This window comes from Microbacterium sp. NPDC055442, assembly GCF_053644215.1.
This window is the reverse complement of record NZ_JBSHLF010000003.1, coordinates 487,717-504,184: the sequence shown is the minus strand read 5'-3', so window position 1 is coordinate 504,184 and position 16,468 is coordinate 487,717. Positions and strand designations below refer to the sequence as shown.

Sequence of the window (16,468 nt, the reverse complement as noted above, 5' to 3'; positions counted from 1 at the left end):
GGTCAGGCGAACTCGCCCCGCGCGAGCATGTGCACGCTGCCGTCCGGGCGGGTCACCGTGACCTCCAGAGCGTCGTCCCCGCCGTCGCGGACCGCGTAGGTCAGCCGGTCGCCCGGCCACGCGGGAGCCTTCCACCGCGTCTGGAAGCTGCGCAGGGTCGCGATGTCGCGCGCTTCTCCCAGCTGAGCGGCGGCGACACCGGCCGACAGCATCCCCACCGCGAACGGCGAGGGATACCCGGCGTCCTGCGCGAACTGCGCATCGTGGTGGATCGGATTGAAGTCGCCCGAGGCGCCCTGGTAGCGCACGAAGTCGGTGATCGTCAGCGGCTGCGTCACGTGCGTGAGGATCGCGGCGGGGATCTCGGAGGCTGCGTCCGCGGATACCCCGGGGCGGGGGGCGTCGGACCCGTCGCCGCTGTGCTCGGGCAGCGTGATCGTCAGCGCCGTCATCGTGGCGTCGGGCCGGGATTCGTCTTCGGTCCAGAACGAGGTGATCACCTCGGTGAACTCCATCACACCCCGGGACCCGGCCTTCTCGAAGCTGCGCCCGAAGTGCTGGCGCGCACGGTACCGCGTGCCGATGACGGGGAGCCCCCGCGGGTAGTCGAACCGCTGCTCGCCATGGAGCACTCGCCGGTAGTCGCGCTGGACCGTGTGCCAGACCGAGTTCTCGGGCATCATCCACAGGGCGCTCGCGGCGAGGAACGTCACGGGGGCGAGGTCACCCTTCCCCACGGGAGCACCCGTCGCCCGAGCGAACTCGGCGACCTTCCCCTCCTCGACCACGAAGTCGAAGGCGGGCATGCCCGCGGCCGTTCCGTCGCCCATCATCGTCGCCTCGCTCATCGTCGGCCTCCCGCTCGTCTATGCCTATCGTTGTTATGAATAACATGTCCCTGTGGCTGTTCTCAACGACGAGGGCCAGGGGAGACATGGAATGCCGGACGCGATCGCATCAACACGCCCCGCTCACCGCAGGCCGCACTCTTGACGCAGACCAAACGATTGGTTGATACTCTCACCACACGTGCAGTCAGCGCTGACCCCGGATGGACGATGATGCCCACAGACGAACTCGCCACCTATGTTCCCCTCGAACCGACGGGCACCCTCACGGAGGCACTGGCGCGGACGATATCGCGCCGCCCCGACAGCGTCGCCGTCCGCTCCCACGACAACCGCCTGAGCTACACGTGGCGGGAACTGGGAGAGCGCGTCGAGGCCCTCGCAAAGGGCTTCCACAGCCTGGGGCTCCGCCGCGGCGACAAGATCGCGATGCTCATGGCGAATCGTCCCGAGTTCTTCGCGATCGACCTCGCCCTCGTGCGGTTGGGCGTCGTCCCCTTCTCGCTGTACGCGACATCCTCGCGCGAACAGAACTCCTACGCCCTGGAGGACTCCGGTGCCCGGGCCATCATCGTCTCGGCGCCGTTCCTCCCTCGACTCGAGGGCGTCGAGCTGCCGGAGCTGCGCGTCATGCTCGACGAGCCCACCGCCGACGGCTGGCTCGCAGTCGACGACCTCGTCGCCCGCGGCGCCGAGGTCGACCTGTCGTCGGTGCGCGACCCCGAGCCGGACGACCTGCTGACGATGATCTACACGAGCGGAACGACCGGAGCACCCAAGGGCGCCCTCATCTCCCACCGCAACCTGATGTACGCCGCCGACTCCACGCTGCGCGCCGTCAAGGCCCCCACGGGGACCACGATCGTCTCGTGGCTTCCCACCGCCCACATCGGCGAGCGCACCGGCGGCTACGGGATGACGGTCGTCCAGGGCTTCGAGGCTGTCACGGTGGCCGACCCCCGGGAGGTCGTCAACGTCCTTCCCGAGATCAACCCCGGCTACTTCTACGGGCCGCCGCGCACCTTCGAGAAGCTGCGCGCCTCGTTCGAGTCCTGGGTGCTGACCCTCGACGAGGCCGAGCGGGATGCCGTGACGAAGGGCCTGGAGGCGAGCTTCCAGCAGGTGCGCTGCGAGCAGGCGGGCGACGCGGTGCCCGACGAGGTCCGCGCCCTCTCGGCCCGCGCGCGCGACGAGCTGATCCAGCCCTGGCGCGCGCAGGTGGGCTTGGACAACCTCCAGATCGCGGTCGTCGCGACCGCCCCCAACCCCGGGCCGCTGATGGAGTTCTACCACGCGATCGGCATCCCGATGGCGGAGGTGTACGGCCTGACCGAGAGCGGCGCCGGCGGAACGTCTGCCCGAATGGGCGAGATCCGCATCGGCACCGTCGGGCGCCCGGGCGTCCATGTCGAGCTGAAGATCGCGGACGACGGCGAGATCCTGCTTCGCGGTCCGAGCATCTTCGTGGGCTACCACAATCGCCCCGACGCGACGGCGGAGGCCGTCGACGACGAAGGCTGGCTGCACACGGGAGACCTCGGCTCCCTCGACGACGCCGGCTACCTCAAGGTCATCGGCCGCAAGAAGGAGATCCTCGTCACCTCGAGCGGCAAGAACGTCTCGCCCGTCACGGTCGAGTCGGCGATCATCAGCTCCAGCCCCCTCATCGGCCAGACGCTCGCGTTCGGCGAGGGGCGGCCCTACCTGGTCGCCCTCATCGTGCTGGACGGCGAGTACGCCCGGTCCTGGGCCGCACAGGAGGGCCTGGCAGCGACGGACCTGCGCACGCTCGCCGAGGATCCGCGGCTCCTCGCCGCCGTGGGCGAAGCGGTCGCGCGAGGCAACGAGAAGCTCAACAGGGTCGAGCAGATCAAGAAGTTCCACGTGCTTCCCCACGAGTGGCTGCCCGGAACGGTCGAGCTCACGCCGACCTCCAAGATGCGCCGCGAGCCGATCATCGCGAAGTACGCCGACATCATCGAGGGGCTCTACTCATGACCGACGAATCCATCGCCGCCCCGGAGGCCGTCGCGCCCCGGCGGGGGCTGTTCGGCACGATCGTCGCCGCCGTCACCATCGTCTCGATCTTCGCGATGATGGTGCACGTCGTGCTCAACGCGCTCTTCCGGGCGTTCTTCAATCAGCCGATCTTCGGCACGCTCGAGTACACGCAGTTCTGGTACATCCCCCTCATCGCCGCACTCGGGATCGCCCTCGCCCAGGTCAACAACGAGCACATCGAAGCGAGCCTGCTCTTTGACCGGCTGCCTCGCGTCGCCCGCCCGATCGTCGAGATCGTGCTGCAGGTGCTGACCCTCGTCGTCGCGGTGCTCTTCGCGTACTTCGGCGCGCTGATGGCGATCGAGAGCGCAGAGATCGGTCGCACGGCCGGTGTCAGCGGAGTGGCCATCTGGCCGGCGACGTTCTTCCTTCCCATCGCGTTCGCGGCCTTCGCCGTGATCCTCACCATCCAGCTGATCCGAGGCATTCGACGGATGCTCTCGCACGCGTCCGCCGCGACCGGGGAGCCCGAGAAATGACCGACACCAGCACGTTCGTCCCTGCACCGATCGGCACCGATCGGGTCCCGAAGGACCGCCCCTCGTCGTGGGCGTTGCTCATCATCCTCGCCGCCGCGATCCTCGTCCCCGCGGTCGTGATGTTCACGGGCGCCAGCGCCATCACGATCGGCCTGATGGGCATCATCATGATGCTGGGGCTCGTCTTCGTGAAGGCCCCCGTGGCGGTCGCGCTCGTCGTCCCGGGGCTTCTCGGGACCCTCGCGCTGCGAGGTCCCGCCGCCGCCGAGAGCGCGCTCATGGACCTCCCCTACAACGCCGTGGCGGAATGGACGCTCAGCGTCATCCCCATGTTCGTGCTCATGGGCCTCCTCCTCTGGCAGTCCGGCATCACGACGCGCGTCTACGGCACGGCGAAGTCGTGGCTCGGCTGGATGCCGGGAGGCCTCGCCGTCGGCACGAACTTCGCCGGCGCGGGACTGGCGGCCGTGAGCGGCTCGTCTATCGCGACGACCTACGCCCTCGCGCGCGTCGGCATCCCGGAGATGATCAAGGCGGGATACGACAAGCGGCTCGCGATCGTCTCGGTCGCCGTGTCGGGCCTGCCCGGCCAGCTCATCCCGCCCAGCATCATGCTCGTGATCTACGCGGGGATCGCGAGCGTGCCCGTGGGCCCGCAGCTGATCGCGGGCCTCGGCCCCGGCATCCTCGTCGCCATCGTCTTCGCCATCGTGCTCGTGGCGATGAGCATGGTGTGGCCGCGTCTGACCAACGTCAACGGCGGCCCCCGCGTCCGCGAGACCTCGACCTGGTCCGAGCGCTGGCGGAGTCTGCTCTCGGCGTGGCCGATCCCCGTCCTCATCGGCATCATCATCGGCGGGATCTACACCGGGACGCTGACGGTCACCGAAGCCGGCGCCGTCGCGGCGCTCCTGGCAGTCGTCCTCACCGTCTACTACAAGCGCAAGGACCGCCCGTTCGCCGCGATCGGCTCTGCTGCCGTCAGCACTGCCGTCTCGACCGGGGCGATCTTCCTGCTGCTCATCGGCGCGACGATGTTCTCGCGCATGCTGACGCTGTCGGGCGTGACCCGCGACCTCGGCGAGTGGATCACCAGCACGCAGATGGCCGCGTGGCAGTTCCTCCTGCTGATGGCCGTCATCTACCTCATCATGGGCATGTTCCTCGACCCGCTCGCGATGATGCTGCTCACGGTCCCGATCCTCGTTCCCACGCTCGAGGCGATGGACATCTCGCTGCTCTGGTTCGGCGTCTTCGTCGTCTTCATGGGCGAGCTCGCGGTGCTCACACCGCCCGTCGGCATCCTCGCGTACATCATCCACAACATCACCAAGGACCCCGCGGTGAACCAGGGCGTGAACATCACCCTCCGCGACGTCTTCGTCGCCATCCTGTGGCTCATGCCCGCGTCGGTCGCGATCATCCTGCTCCTGATCTTCTTCCCGGAGATTGCGACGTTCCTGCCCTCCATGGGCTGACGCGCGCCGCGCTTCAGCAATCACGCACGAGAAGGAGAACACCGTGCCCCAGAAACACCATGCACCCCTGATGAGGCGAGCCGCACAGACCGCTGCCGTCGCGATCGTCACGACCCTGGCCCTCGCGGGCTGCGGCAGCACCACGGCGGGCGGCGGCGGATCCTCCGACTCCGCTGGGGTGCCCTTCGGGGCGAGCAAGGCGGAGTACCAGGCCGCCTTCGCCGACCTCGACCAGATCACGCTGATCACACAGACCGCGGGCGCGCCGGGGACGATCACGAGCAAGTACTTCGAGGAGTACCAGGAAGCCGTCACCGACTGGTCCGGCGGCAAGATCGAGTTCGAGACGAACTTCTCCTACTCTGTCGCTCCGGCCACCGAGGTCAGCGACGCCGTCGCAGACGGTCGTCTGGACATGTCCTACACGATCCCCGCCTACCAGCCCGAGGAGCTCGCCGCCTCCAACGCCCTGATCGACATGAGCATCACGGCGGAGCAGACACCGCTCGTCGGCCTTCTGCAGCTCATGGGCTGGTCCTTCGAGTCGTCCCTCGCCTCGGAGCCGATCCGCGCCGAGTTCGAGAAGATCGGGCTCTACCCGCTCCTGCCGGTCTACGCGCTCGGCCCGGATGTCATCGCCTGCTCGAGCCCGCGCTCGACACTCGCCGAGCTCAAGGGCGCAAGCGCCCGCATGGGCACCCGGCTCAACGCTCCGCAGTTCAACGCTCTGGGCATCGAGGGCGTGAGCCTGTCGGTCCAGGAGATCTATGAGGCGCTGCAGCGCGGCGTCATCGACTGCACCACATCGGGCCCGCTCTCGCTCGCCCTCAACGGCTCCGTCGAGGTCGCCCCGCACGTCCGCTACGTCCCCACGACCGGCTTCGCGGGCGGCTTCGCCTCGCTCGTCATCAACCAGAGCGTCTTCGAGTCGCTGCCCCTCCCCGCCCGCCAGCTGCTCCACGACCGGCTCGATGTGTTCGTCGAGGCCCAGATCAACAGCGGCATGGGCGCCGAGATGGACCTGCTCGTGCAGTCCGAGAAGTACGGCGGCACGGTCGAGGCGTTCGAGGACGATGTCACCGCGGCGCTCGAGGACGCGAACGCCGGGATCATCGAGGGCGCACGCAGCGAGCTGGCGGGCGTCGAGGACCCCGCGACCTTCGTCGACGACGCGCAGTCGACGATGGAGAGCTGGCTCGACACCGTCGTGGGCCTCGGATACGACCCCGCGATCGGCTACCAGGAGTACGGCCAGTGGTACCAGTCGCGCACCGACGGAGACCTCGACGCCTTCCTGGACAAGCTGTTCAGCGGCGACGTGGCCAAGGCGAACCGTCCTTCCTGACCCACGGTCCGGGGTGCCCGCCGGCTCGGCGGGCACCCCGGCGGAACGGATGAGGGATCATGCTCGGGACGCAGAGTGACCGCTGTGGCTAGGGCGGCCGGATCGCCGACCACCGTCACGACAGTCCTGGCCGCATCGGGGACGGTGGCGGTGCTCCTCCAGTCGCTCGTAGTCCCGCTGATCCCGAGCATCCCCGCGGCCCTCGGCACCGACGTCGTCGGCGGCTCGTGGGTGCTCACGGCGAGCCTCCTCGCCGGCGCGATCGCGCAGCCCATCGTCGGGCGCTGCGGAGACATCTACGGCGAACGGCGGATGCTCGTCTTCTGTCTCGCGGCAGCGATCGTGGGCGCGGTGATCTCCGCCCTGAGCCTGAGCCTCGGGCCGATGATCGTCGGACGCGCACTCCAGGGCATGGGCATGGGCATCATCCCGATGGGCCTGTCGCTCCTGCGCAGGCTCCTCCCCGCAGACCGGCTTCCGGCAGCGGTCGGGACGCTCGGCGCGACGATGGGACTGGGCGGGGCGCTCGGCATCCCCGTGTCGGCGGTCGTCCTGGCCTGGTTCTCGTGGCCTTGGCTCTTCTGGTTCGCCGCGGTGTGCGCCGCCCTCTGCCTGGTTCTCGTCCTCGCGCTCATTCCCGCGAGCGACACCGGCCCCGTCCGGACCCGCCTCGATGTTCCCGGCGCCGTGGGCTTCGGCCTCGCGATCGGCGCTCTCCTCGTGGCCATCACGCAGGGCGCGGCCTGGGGCTGGACGAGCCCCGCATTCCTCGCGCTGCTCGGCGGCTCCATCCTTCTCCTCGCCGGCTGGTGCGGCTACGAGTGGATCCGGCCCGCTCCCCTCGTCGACATCCGCCTCGCCCTGACGCCCTCGGTGTTCTGGGCGAACCTCGCCGGCATCGCCATGGGGTTCTCCATGATGTTCGTCGTCATCGTCCTCCCCCTCCAGATCGTCGCGCCCTCCTCCGTGTCGTACGGGCTGGGCCTGTCCGAGTTCGACATCGGATGGATCATGCTCCCCGGCGGGCTGGCGATGATGCTGGCCGGGCCCGCCTCCGCTCGGATCTCGCAGACCTGGGGGGCGCGGACGACGCTGCAGCTCGGCGCGGCGCTCGTCGCGGTCGGCTATGCCCTGGCGCTCCTGCCGGCGCACGCCGTCATCCTCATGGTGTCGGCGGTCATCGTGTACTGCGGCTTCGGCCTGAGCTTCGCCGCGCTCCCCCTCATCATCATGGCCGGCACACCGACCGACCGGACCGCCGCGGCCAACGGCCTGAACGCCCTCATGCGATCGATCGGGATGACGCTGGCCGCCACCGTGGCCTCCGTCGTGCTCGCGACCGAGCGGATCCTCGTCGACGGCATCGACCTCGCCAGCCCCGCGGCGGTGACCACGACTCTGCTGATCGGCATCGGATCCGGTGCCCTCGGCATCGCGACGGCGATCGGCATCCCCGGTCACCGCCGCATCAACCAAGAAGAAGGAGTGAAGTGATGTCCGACGACGTGTCTCTCGAGGGAATGTCCGCGATCGTGACGGGAGCGGGGTCCGGGCTCGGGCGCAGCGAAGCGCTCGCGCTCGCGCAGCGCGGGGCGAACATCGTGGTGAACGACCTCGGCGATGCCGCGGACGCCGTCGTCACCGAGATCAAGGCTCTCGGACGCGACGCCATCGCCGTGAAGGGCGATATCAGCAGCTGGAACCTCGCTCGCGAGGCCGTCGAGGCAGCGGTGGACACGTGGGGCCGGCTCGACATCCTCGTCAACAACGCGGGGATCATCCGCGACACGATGATCTTCAACATGGGCGAGGCGGAGTGGGACGACGTCATCCGCATCCACCTCAAGGGGCACGCCGCCACGACCCACCATGCCGCGGTGCACTGGCGCAGCGCCGCAAAGGCTTCGCCCGACGGGCGCACGTACGGGCGCATCATCAACACCAGTTCCGAGGCGGGTCTTGTCGGCTCCCCCGGGCAGCCGAACTACTCGGCCGCCAAGTCCGGGATCACCGCTCTGACCCTCGCGACCTCGGGGGCGCTCGCGCGATACGGAGTGACGGCGAATGCCATCGCCCCGCGCGCCCGCACGGACATGACGTCGCACATCTTCGCCGAGGACCCCCACCCCGGCGCACTGGACATCCTCGCTCCCGAGCGCGTCGCGACCTTCGTCTCCTTCCTCGCCTCCCCGGCGGCGCAGGACATCACCAGCCAGCTGTTCGTGGTCTACGGACGCTTCGTCGCGCTCATCGCCGCGCCGGAGGTGGAAAAGCGATTCGATGCCGACGACTCCGTGTTCACGGTCGACGAGCTCCGCTCCACGCTGACGCCGTACTTCAGCGGACGCGAGGCCGGCAAGAGCTTCGCCGCCTGGAACGTCACGACCCTGGATGACACCGGCGTCCAGAACCTCCAGGCCCGCTGACCCCCTTACTGCGAGGAGCAGACATGTCCGAACCTCATTCGTCCATCGCCCACATGTTCGAGCCGATCGACATCGGTCCGCTCCGCCTTCGGAGCCGGTTCATGATGCCTCCGCACGGGCTCTCGGTGGGAAGCATCTGGGGAACCGACTCGGCAGCGCGACGCGGCGCGGCGTACTGGGGCAGCCGTGCGGCCGACGGCGTCGCGCTCGTGTGCGGCCTCAACGGCTTCATGGGCAACACGATCCTGCCGCCGGGTTTCGATCCGACCGGCGTCGGCGCGTATGCGAACGGCGTCTTCCGCAGCCCGAACTTCCGTGAGCGGGCGGGGCTGTACGCGCAAGCCGTGCACGACGGCGGTGCGTATGCGGGCATCCAGTTCATCCAACAGGGCGCCACCCCCCACTCCCCCTCCGGCGTGCTCGCCAACCACTACTTCAACCAGACGCCGCACGCGCTCACCCGGCGCGAGATCGACTGGTTCGTCGAGGAGTACACGTTCTCGGCCGCGGAATCCAAGGCTGCGGGACTGGACGTCATCGAGATCCACGCGAATCACGAAGATCTCATGCACCTCTTCCTCTCCCCCGCCACCAACAAGCGGACCGACGAGTACGGCGGCGATCTCGAGGGGCGAAGCCTGTTCCTCCGGCGGGCGCTCGAGGGCATCCGCGCCGCCGTCGGCCGCGACATGGCGGTGGGCGTCCGCATGAACATGGACGAGTTCTTCGACGGCGGATACGACATCGACGGCGGCATCGAGATCGCTCGGATGCTGGAGGCCACCGGTCACGTCGACTACATCCACGGCGTCATCGGAAACAACTGGGGGGACCCGAGCTACATCCAGCCGCACACGCATCCGGTCGCCGGATGGGCCGACCTCGCCGGCCGCATCCGCGACGCGATCACCCTGCCCGTCATCTACACGGGCCGCGTCACGACGCCTCCGGCGGCGGCGGCGGTCGTGGCCGAGGGCAACGCCGACGTCGTCGGACTCGCCCGCGCGATGTTCGCCGAGGCCAACTTCGTCTCCAAGGCCAGGGCCGGGCAGTTCGCGAGCATCCGGCCGTGCATCGGCACGAACGACTGCCTCCACCGCGGGATCGTCGAGGGCCTGCCCTTCTCCTGCAGCGTGAACCCGGCGACCGGGCATGAGGTGGACGGGCCGCTGCCGGTCGCTCAGACGCCGCGCCGCATCCTCGTGGTGGGCGCCGGACCCGCCGGCATGGAGAGCGCCGCACTCCTGGCCGAGCGAGGGCACACGGTGCACCTCTGGGAGCGCGATGCCGCCCTCGGCGGTCAGCTGCTCCCCGCCTCGGCGGTCAGCGAGAACGCCTCCTACCGCGCCTTCATCGCCTTCCAGGAGCGACGCCTGGCGGCGGCCGGGGTGACCGTCGAGCTCTCGCGCGAGGCGACCATCGATGCGGTCCTGACCGCCGAGGCGGATGTCGTGGTGGTCGCGACGGGTGCAGCCTCGACGCGTCCAGACCTGCCCGGCTTCGATTCCGATCACGTTGTCGACGGACGCGACGTCCTGCAGGGTCTGGCCGATGTCGGCGAGAACGTGGCGGTCATCGCGGTGGAGGACCACATGCAGCCCCTCACCGTGGCGAGCCACCTCGTGGAGAAGGGGAAGAAGGTGACGGTCTTCTACCAGACTCCGGGCATCGCACCCCTCGTCGGCAAGTACTCGATCGGCGCGGTGCTGGCCAAGCTCACGGCCGCGGGCGCCGAGTTCCGGGTGATGGAGCGCGTCGTCTCGATCGAGGGATCGACGCTGACGACGCACAACATCTACAGCGGCGCGCCGCATACGCACACGGGGTTCGACACCGTCGCGCTCGCGTGCGGCGGCACGGCGGAATCCGCGCTCTTCGAAGCCCTCGAGGCAGCCGGCCGTGAAGCGCACATCCTCGGGGACGCCTACGCCCCGCGACGCATCTCATTCGCAACGCGGCAGGCCTACGCGCTGGCCGCCCTGATCTGAAAGACCCACGGAGGCAAGAATGAACATGTCCCCCCACGCCGAAGGCACACTGATCGAGCGGGTCACCGCCCTCTATTTCGACTACGCGGCAGCCGTCGACGATGTCGACATGGAGACGCTGCGCAGCCTGCTCACCGAGGACGTCACGTTCGAATCGAACAGGAGGATCAGCGCTGTCATCGTGGGCGCCGATGCCCTGCTGAAGGCGTACGCGCCGCTCCTCGCTCAGCCGGGGACGGTCTCACGCCACCTCGTGTCCAACGTGCGGGTGCTCCGGGTGGACGGCGATCTCATCCACACGCACGCGTACTTCACGGCGACGTTCCACTTCGAGGACACGACGAGCGTGCAGACCGGGTGCTACCGGGACGTGCACGTGCAGACGGCGGAGGGCCTGCGCATCCGCCACAAGCGGGTCGAAGTCGACCCCGCGATCATCCACCCGCGACCGACCGCGTGAGCCGATGGTGCTCGCCGGGTCCACCCGGCGAGCACCGCGGGATCGTCACTCGGAGCGGATCTCGACCGCGTCGGCGACGGTGGCACGCGTCGTCCGGAAGGAGTTGGCGGGGTGGGCCGGGTCCTCGAACCCGAAGGAGACGGCGCACACGACGAGCCGGTCCTCACCGAGTCCGAAATGCGCGCGGACCGCATCGGAGTAGAGGGCGACGGAGGCCTGCGCGACCGAGGCGAGTCCCGCGGCGCGGGCGGCGAGCATCAGGGTCGAGATGTATCCGCCGCAGTCGATCGCGCCATAGACCCCCTGCTCGCGGTCCGTCGTGATGACGGCCGTGTGCGGGGCCCCGAAGAAGTCGAAGTTCTTCGCCGCCTGCGCGTCGCGGGCCGCGCGATCATCCCGCGCGATCCCGAGACTCGCGTACAGCGCGAATCCGCTCTCGCGCCGCCGGTCGCTGTAGACCCCGTGATAGCCCGCCGGGACATCGAGGTCGGCGCGAGGCGGGTTGGCCCGGGCGTAGTCGGTGAGCGCCGCGGCGAAGCGCCGCGTCGCGTCGCCGCGCGTCACCGTGACCTGCCAGGGCTGGGTGTTGCACCAGGACGCGGTCTTCTGCGCCATCTCGAAGACGCGGCGGATCACCTCGTCGGGGACCTCGTCGGGGAGGTATCCCCGGCAGCTGTAGCGGGAGCTGAGGAGGTCATCGAGCTGGGTGCTCGCCGAGAGGGTGTCGATCATGATGTCTTCTCGCCTTTGATGAGGGGGACGACACGCGCCGTGTCGTACCACGTCGAGACGCGCCGGATGAGGCCGTCCTGGATATCGATCATGTCCACGGCGGGGAACTCCACCCGGGTCCCGTCGAGCTTGACCACGGTGGCCTGGATCTCCACGGCGACGAGGTCGCCCTGGATGAGGATCCGCGTCGGCCGGTCCTCGTGCTCGCCTTCGCGGTACTGGTGCAGGATCGCCTGGTAGAGCCGGACGACGCTGTCCACGCCGTGCGATTCGAGGAGATCCGCGTGGCGGATCGAGATGTCGGGGTGAAGGACGGATCGCAGGGCATCCCAGTCCCGGCTGTTCACGGCGGTGAAGTAGCGCTCCAGGAGCGCCGTGATCCGCTCGCGCCCGCGCCGGGCGTCCTCCGCGCGGAGGATCTCCTCGCGCAGCGTCCGGCGCAGCACCTTGCCGTTCGCGCTGCGCGGAAGCGCCTGGGCCCGCACGAAGAACTGCGTCGGGATCTTGTGACCGCCCAGGACCTTCCGAAGCTCCGAGTCGAGGTGCGCCGGGGTGAGGGCGCTGTCCGCGCTGACGACGAAGGCGACAGGCGTCTCGCCCCACCTTTCATGCGGCACGCCGACCACGGCGCACTCCCCGACACCCGGGATCTGACCGAGCACCCGCTCGATCTCGGCGGGGAAGACATTGATGCCACCCGTGATGATCATGTCCTTCAGACGGTCGACGAGGTACAGGTATCCGTCCTCGTCCATGATCGCGACATCGCCGGTGGCAAGCCACCCGTCGGCGAGCACCGAGCGGTCCACCGCGTGCCCGTTCCAATAGCCGTCCATGACGGCCGGCCCGCGCAGCCACAGCTCGCCGCGCTCTCCCGGCGGCAGGTCCTGCCCCGCGGGACCGACGATCTTCGCCTCCATGCGCATCATCGGGCGGCCGATCGACCCAGGCTTGCGGTCGATGTCCTCGGGGCGCAGCGCCGTTGCGACGCCGGAGGACTCGGTGAGCCCATAGCCCTGAGAGAGCAGGATGCCCCGCGACCTCAGTCGCGACATCAGCTCGGGCGCGACCATCGCGCCCCCCGCGGAGACCGTCGACAGCGATCCGAGGTCGGCGCCGTCCAGATCGGGGTGCTCGGCGATGGCCTGCCAGAGCGCCGGCACCGACATGAACACCGTGATCCGGTCCTCGTGGAACCGGCGGATGGCGCGCGCCGAGTCGAACGCGGCATCCACCACCGTCATCCCCCCGGCGACCATCGTCGCCATCCAGGACGCGAGCAGGCCGGCCGAGAACGCGAGGGGGTACGGAACATAGGTCCGCGTCAGGCGCGACCAGCCGTCGTTGACGATCCGGTCGTGGGCCATGGCGTAGATGCTTCGGTGGCTGACGGCGATGCCCTTGGGGTGGCCCGTGGTTCCCGAGGAGTACAGGATCACCGCGAGATCGTCTTCGCCGCGTCGCACACGCGGACGGATGTCTTCGGCGACGGCCTCCTCGCTCGTCGCCGACAGGAGTCGGATCCCGCTGCGCGAGGCGACCTCGCCGGCTTTGTCGCGGTAGGCCTCGTCGTGCAGGAGAAGACCGGCACCGGCGTCATCGAGCTGCTCCGCCATCTCCCGGGGATGCAAGCGGTAGTTGATGGGCACCGCCACGGCACCCGCTGCGAGGATCGCCAGGGCACTGACGCAGAACTGGCGGGAGTTCTCCATGAGGAAGCCGACGCGATCTCCCGGCATCACCCCGCGCGCACGGATCCCTGCGGAGTGCACACGGACAGCGCCGACGAGCTCCGCCCAGGTGAGGTCGCCCGCGTCGTCGCGCACGGCGATCTCGCGGGGGCACGTCGAAGCCCAGTACTCGGGCGCGTCCAGGATGTCCACGAGAAAGCCCTTCGGTGGAGGAACACTCGCGGTCAGCATAAAACAACCAAACGGCTGGTTGCCAGATCCTCTTCTCCTCACCATACTTGAACTGACCAACGGCGGTCTCGCGGATGACGGGCCGTTCGACCTCCCTTCACGAGAGCTGTCCTCATGCGCGATGACCTGAAGCTGGGCCTGGGACTGGGATACTGGGGCAAGCACCCCCACGATGCGACCGACCTCGTGCTCGCCGCCGAGGATCTGGGGTTCGACTCCGTCTGGACCGGAGAGGCGTACGGCTCGGATGCCTTCACACCGCTGACCTGGTATGCCGCGCGAACGTCGCGCATCAAACTGGGCACCTCGATCATCCAGCTCGACGCCCGGACACCGGCCAACGTCGCCATGACCGCCATGACGCTGGATGCACTCAGCCAGGGCCGGCTCATCCTGGGCATCGGCGTCTCGGGCCCGCAGATCGTCGAAGGCTGGTACGGAAGACCCTTCCCCAAGCCCGTCTCCCGCAGCCGGGAGTACGTCGCCCTCCTCCGCCGGTTCTGGGACCGCAGCCAGCCCGTCACGAACGACGGCGAGTTCTTCCCCCTCCCCTACCCGGGAGGGACGGGGCGCGGAAAGCCCCTGCGACTGATCACCGAGCCGTACCGTTCCCACATCCCGATCTATCTCGGCGCCCAGGGCCCGAAGAACGTTCAGCTGAGCGTCGAGATCGGCGACGGCTGGCTGCCCGCCTTCACCCACATCGATGTCTTCGAGGATGTCTACGGCGAGGCCATCGCCGGTCGCCCCGAGGGCTTCGACATCGTGGCCACCGTCAACACCTTCGTCGACTCCGACGTGCGCGCGGCCTTCCGCCGCGCGAAAGCAGAACTCGCGTGGTACGTCGGGGGCATGGGCGCGAAGGGTGCCAACTTCCACTACGACGCCGTGGCCAGGGCCGGCTACGCCGATGCCGCGGAGAAGATCCAGGATCTGTTCCTCGCGGGGCGGCGGGATGAGGCCATCGAGGCGGTCCCCGACGACCTCGTGGACGGCACCGCGCTCGTCGGATCGCCCAAGCGCATCGCGGAGCGCCTCGAGAGATGGCGCTCGTCGCCCGTGCGCACCGTCGTCATGATGGGGCTGCGCACACCCGAGGAGATCCGCGCCATCGGGACGGAGGTCGGGCTGTGAGCGGCATGACTGCGACGCCGACCGCGGCGGAACTCGCGTTCCGCCCGGGGGTCTCCACCTGGATCTCGCGCCACGCCGCACGCACCCCGGACACCGCCGCGGTCGTCACCTCGGCCGGCGCGGTGAGCTATCGGGCCCTGGAACGGCGGATCTGGCAGATCGCTAACCGTCTCCGCGAGGAGGGCGTCACGACGGGCGACCGCGTGGCGCTGCTCCACGACAACCACGCGGACTTCGTCGCCGCGACCATGGCCATCCTGCGGCTCGGTGCCGTCTTCGTCCCGTTCAACCTGCGCCTGGCCGGCGCCGAACTGACGACGCTGATGTGCGACAGCGAACCGGTCGCTCTCATCACCGATTCGAGTCGCGCGGCACAGGCCGAACTCCTCCACTCCGCGCATCCCCACTTCGTGACCTTCTTCACCGACCAGGCACCCACGGGCTTCACGGGCCATGCCGCCGCCTGGCCCGGCGAGGATGCCGACGCGACGCCGTGCGAGGTCGCGCCCTTCTCCGACGATGCCCCGGCGGGGATCTTCTACACGTCTGGAACGACGGGGGTCCCCAAGGGCGCGATGATCACGCATCGCAACATCCAGTCGGTCGCGACATCCATGGCCGTCGATGTCGGCTTCACGAGGGAGGACCGGCCCCTCATCTCGCTGCCGATCAGCGTCTCCGGCGCGATGCTCGCCGGGGTCCTGCCGTTCCTCCACCTCGGCTGCACGCTGCGCATCCTCGAGCAGGGAACGCCCGCCGCGATCGCCGCCGCCATCGCAGAGGACCGGCCCACGTACATGGCGAGCGTTCCGACGGTGTTCAAATCGCTCCTCGACCACCCCGCGTTCGCCGATCTCGATCTCACCTGCTTCCGCCGCATCCTGTCCGCGGCCGCACCCATGCCGGTGTCGCTCCTGGAGCGCTTCCAGGCCCGCGGCGTCTCCGTCTTCGTCCAGGCCTACGGCCTCACCGAGTCGTGCGGCATCTCGTCGTGCCTCATGCCGCAGGATGCCGTGCGCAAGGCGGGATCGATCGGCAAGCCACTCATGTACAGCGACGTGCGCGTGTTCGGGCCGGACGACCGGGAACTCGGACCCGGAGAGATCGGGGAGCTGCGCGTATCGGGGCCCTCCATCATGTCCGGGTACTGGCAGCGTCCGGACGAGGTCGCCATCGTCGACGGGTGGCTGCGGACCGGAGACCTCGGCTATCTCGACGACGAGGGCTACCTCTACGTCACGGGCCGCCTCAAGGACATGATCGTCAGCGGGGGCTTCAACGTGTATCCCGCCGAGGTGGAGAACGTCATCTACCAGCTGCCCTCGGTGGCCGAAGCCGTCGTCCTCGGCGTGCCCGACGACCACTGGGGGGAGCGCGTGGTGGCCGTCGTGCGTCCGCACCCCGACAGCGAGTTGAGCGACGCGGATGTGCTCCGCGCGTGCCGGGACGTCCTGGCCGGCTACAAATGCCCGAAGGAGGTGCGGTTCGTGTCCGCGCCTTTCCCCCTCAACGCGACGGGGAAGATCATGAAGGACCAGGTCCGGGCCCTTCTTCCCGTCGATGCCGCGCTCGCGGCCAGAGAGAACGAGGCCTGA

General features: G+C 69.1%; 13 protein-coding genes. 10 read left to right on the top strand and 3 right to left on the bottom strand.

Annotated features, from left to right (window positions below):
* Window positions 1–2 precede the first annotated feature (2 nt).
* Window positions 3–848, bottom strand: a complete 846-nt coding sequence (locus ACWIBS_RS09670) for a MaoC/PaaZ C-terminal domain-containing protein (RefSeq protein WP_376131093.1) — start codon at window positions 846–848, stop codon at window positions 3–5.
* A 213-nt stretch (window positions 849–1,061) separates the two neighbouring features.
* Between ACWIBS_RS09670 and ACWIBS_RS09665 the strand changes: the two genes are divergently transcribed.
* From ACWIBS_RS09665 to ACWIBS_RS09630, 8 genes are all read left to right on the top strand, one after another.
* Complete coding sequence (locus ACWIBS_RS09665; protein WP_454136877.1) at window positions 1,062–2,846, top strand: AMP-dependent synthetase/ligase; 1,785 nt, start codon at window positions 1,062–1,064, stop codon at window positions 2,844–2,846.
* Complete coding sequence (locus ACWIBS_RS09660) at window positions 2,843–3,388, top strand: TRAP transporter small permease (protein ID WP_376131100.1); 546 nt, start codon at window positions 2,843–2,845, stop codon at window positions 3,386–3,388. Before ACWIBS_RS09665 ends, ACWIBS_RS09660 begins: the two co-directional genes overlap by 4 nt.
* Window positions 3,385–4,866 carry a TRAP transporter large permease gene (locus tag ACWIBS_RS09655; protein ID WP_376131103.1) on the top strand — a complete coding sequence of 494 codons (1,482 nt, stop codon included), beginning with the start codon at window positions 3,385–3,387 and terminating at the stop codon, window positions 4,864–4,866. Before ACWIBS_RS09660 ends, ACWIBS_RS09655 begins: the two co-directional genes overlap by 4 nt.
* Window positions 4,867–4,936: 70 nt before the next feature.
* A complete protein-coding gene (locus ACWIBS_RS09650) occupies window positions 4,937–6,211 on the top strand; it encodes a type 2 periplasmic-binding domain-containing protein (protein ID WP_376131106.1) in 1,275 nt (424 codons plus the stop codon).
* An 84-nt stretch (window positions 6,212–6,295) separates the two neighbouring features.
* Complete coding sequence (locus tag ACWIBS_RS09645; protein WP_376129067.1) at window positions 6,296–7,705, top strand: MFS transporter; 1,410 nt, start codon at window positions 6,296–6,298, stop codon at window positions 7,703–7,705.
* A complete protein-coding gene (locus ACWIBS_RS09640; RefSeq protein ID WP_376129069.1) occupies window positions 7,705–8,637 on the top strand; it encodes an SDR family NAD(P)-dependent oxidoreductase in 933 nt (310 codons plus the stop codon). The genes ACWIBS_RS09645 and ACWIBS_RS09640 overlap by 1 nt, the downstream gene beginning before the upstream one ends.
* 23 nt (window positions 8,638–8,660) lie before the next feature.
* Complete coding sequence (locus tag ACWIBS_RS09635; protein WP_376129071.1) at window positions 8,661–10,625, top strand: oxidoreductase; 1,965 nt, start codon at window positions 8,661–8,663, stop codon at window positions 10,623–10,625.
* A 25-nt stretch (window positions 10,626–10,650) separates the two neighbouring features.
* Entirely contained in the window at window positions 10,651–11,085 is a 435-nt protein-coding gene (locus ACWIBS_RS09630; RefSeq protein WP_454136874.1) for a nuclear transport factor 2 family protein, read from the top strand.
* Between the two features lie 45 nt (window positions 11,086–11,130).
* On the opposite strand, the gene ACWIBS_RS09625 is transcribed toward ACWIBS_RS09630, so the two are convergent.
* Both ACWIBS_RS09625 and ACWIBS_RS09620 read right to left on the bottom strand, forming a co-directional pair.
* The gene (locus ACWIBS_RS09625; RefSeq protein WP_376129074.1) at window positions 11,131–11,817 is read right to left on the bottom strand and encodes a nitroreductase; all 687 of its coding nucleotides are present in this window, start codon (window positions 11,815–11,817) and stop codon (window positions 11,131–11,133) included.
* Window positions 11,814–13,700, bottom strand: a complete 1,887-nt coding sequence (locus tag ACWIBS_RS09620; protein WP_376129076.1) for an AMP-binding protein — start codon at window positions 13,698–13,700, stop codon at window positions 11,814–11,816. The genes ACWIBS_RS09625 and ACWIBS_RS09620 overlap by 4 nt, the downstream gene beginning before the upstream one ends.
* Before the next feature lie 153 nt (window positions 13,701–13,853).
* Between ACWIBS_RS09620 and ACWIBS_RS09615 the strand changes: the two genes are divergently transcribed.
* The gene (locus ACWIBS_RS09615; RefSeq protein ID WP_376129078.1) at window positions 13,854–14,873 is read left to right on the top strand and encodes an LLM class F420-dependent oxidoreductase; all 1,020 of its coding nucleotides are present in this window, start codon (window positions 13,854–13,856) and stop codon (window positions 14,871–14,873) included.
* Between the two features lie 5 nt (window positions 14,874–14,878).
* Window positions 14,879–16,468, top strand: coding sequence for a class I adenylate-forming enzyme family protein (locus ACWIBS_RS09610; RefSeq protein ID WP_376129149.1), 1,590 nt, complete (start codon window positions 14,879–14,881; stop codon window positions 16,466–16,468).

Excerpts from the sequence above, each read along its gene's own strand:
- ACWIBS_RS09670 (WP_376131093.1), bottom strand. The coding sequence starts at position 848 with ATGAGCGAGGCGACGATGATGGGCGACGGAACGGCCGCGGGCATGCCC.
- ACWIBS_RS09665 (WP_454136877.1), top strand. The coding sequence starts at position 1,062 with ATGCCCACAGACGAACTCGCCACCTATGTTCCCCTCGAACCGACGGGC.
- ACWIBS_RS09660 (WP_376131100.1), top strand. The coding sequence starts at position 2,843 with ATGACCGACGAATCCATCGCCGCCCCGGAGGCCGTCGCGCCCCGGCGG.
- ACWIBS_RS09655 (WP_376131103.1), top strand. The coding sequence starts at position 3,385 with ATGACCGACACCAGCACGTTCGTCCCTGCACCGATCGGCACCGATCGG.
- ACWIBS_RS09650 (WP_376131106.1), top strand. The coding sequence starts at position 4,937 with ATGAGGCGAGCCGCACAGACCGCTGCCGTCGCGATCGTCACGACCCTG.
- ACWIBS_RS09640 (WP_376129069.1), top strand. The coding sequence starts at position 7,705 with ATGTCCGACGACGTGTCTCTCGAGGGAATGTCCGCGATCGTGACGGGA.
- ACWIBS_RS09635 (WP_376129071.1), top strand. The coding sequence starts at position 8,661 with ATGTCCGAACCTCATTCGTCCATCGCCCACATGTTCGAGCCGATCGAC.
- ACWIBS_RS09630 (WP_454136874.1), top strand. The coding sequence starts at position 10,651 with ATGTCCCCCCACGCCGAAGGCACACTGATCGAGCGGGTCACCGCCCTC.
- ACWIBS_RS09625 (WP_376129074.1), bottom strand. The coding sequence starts at position 11,817 with ATGATCGACACCCTCTCGGCGAGCACCCAGCTCGATGACCTCCTCAGC.
- ACWIBS_RS09615 (WP_376129078.1), top strand. The coding sequence starts at position 13,854 with ATGCGCGATGACCTGAAGCTGGGCCTGGGACTGGGATACTGGGGCAAG.
- ACWIBS_RS09610 (WP_376129149.1), top strand. The coding sequence starts at position 14,879 with ATGACTGCGACGCCGACCGCGGCGGAACTCGCGTTCCGCCCGGGGGTC.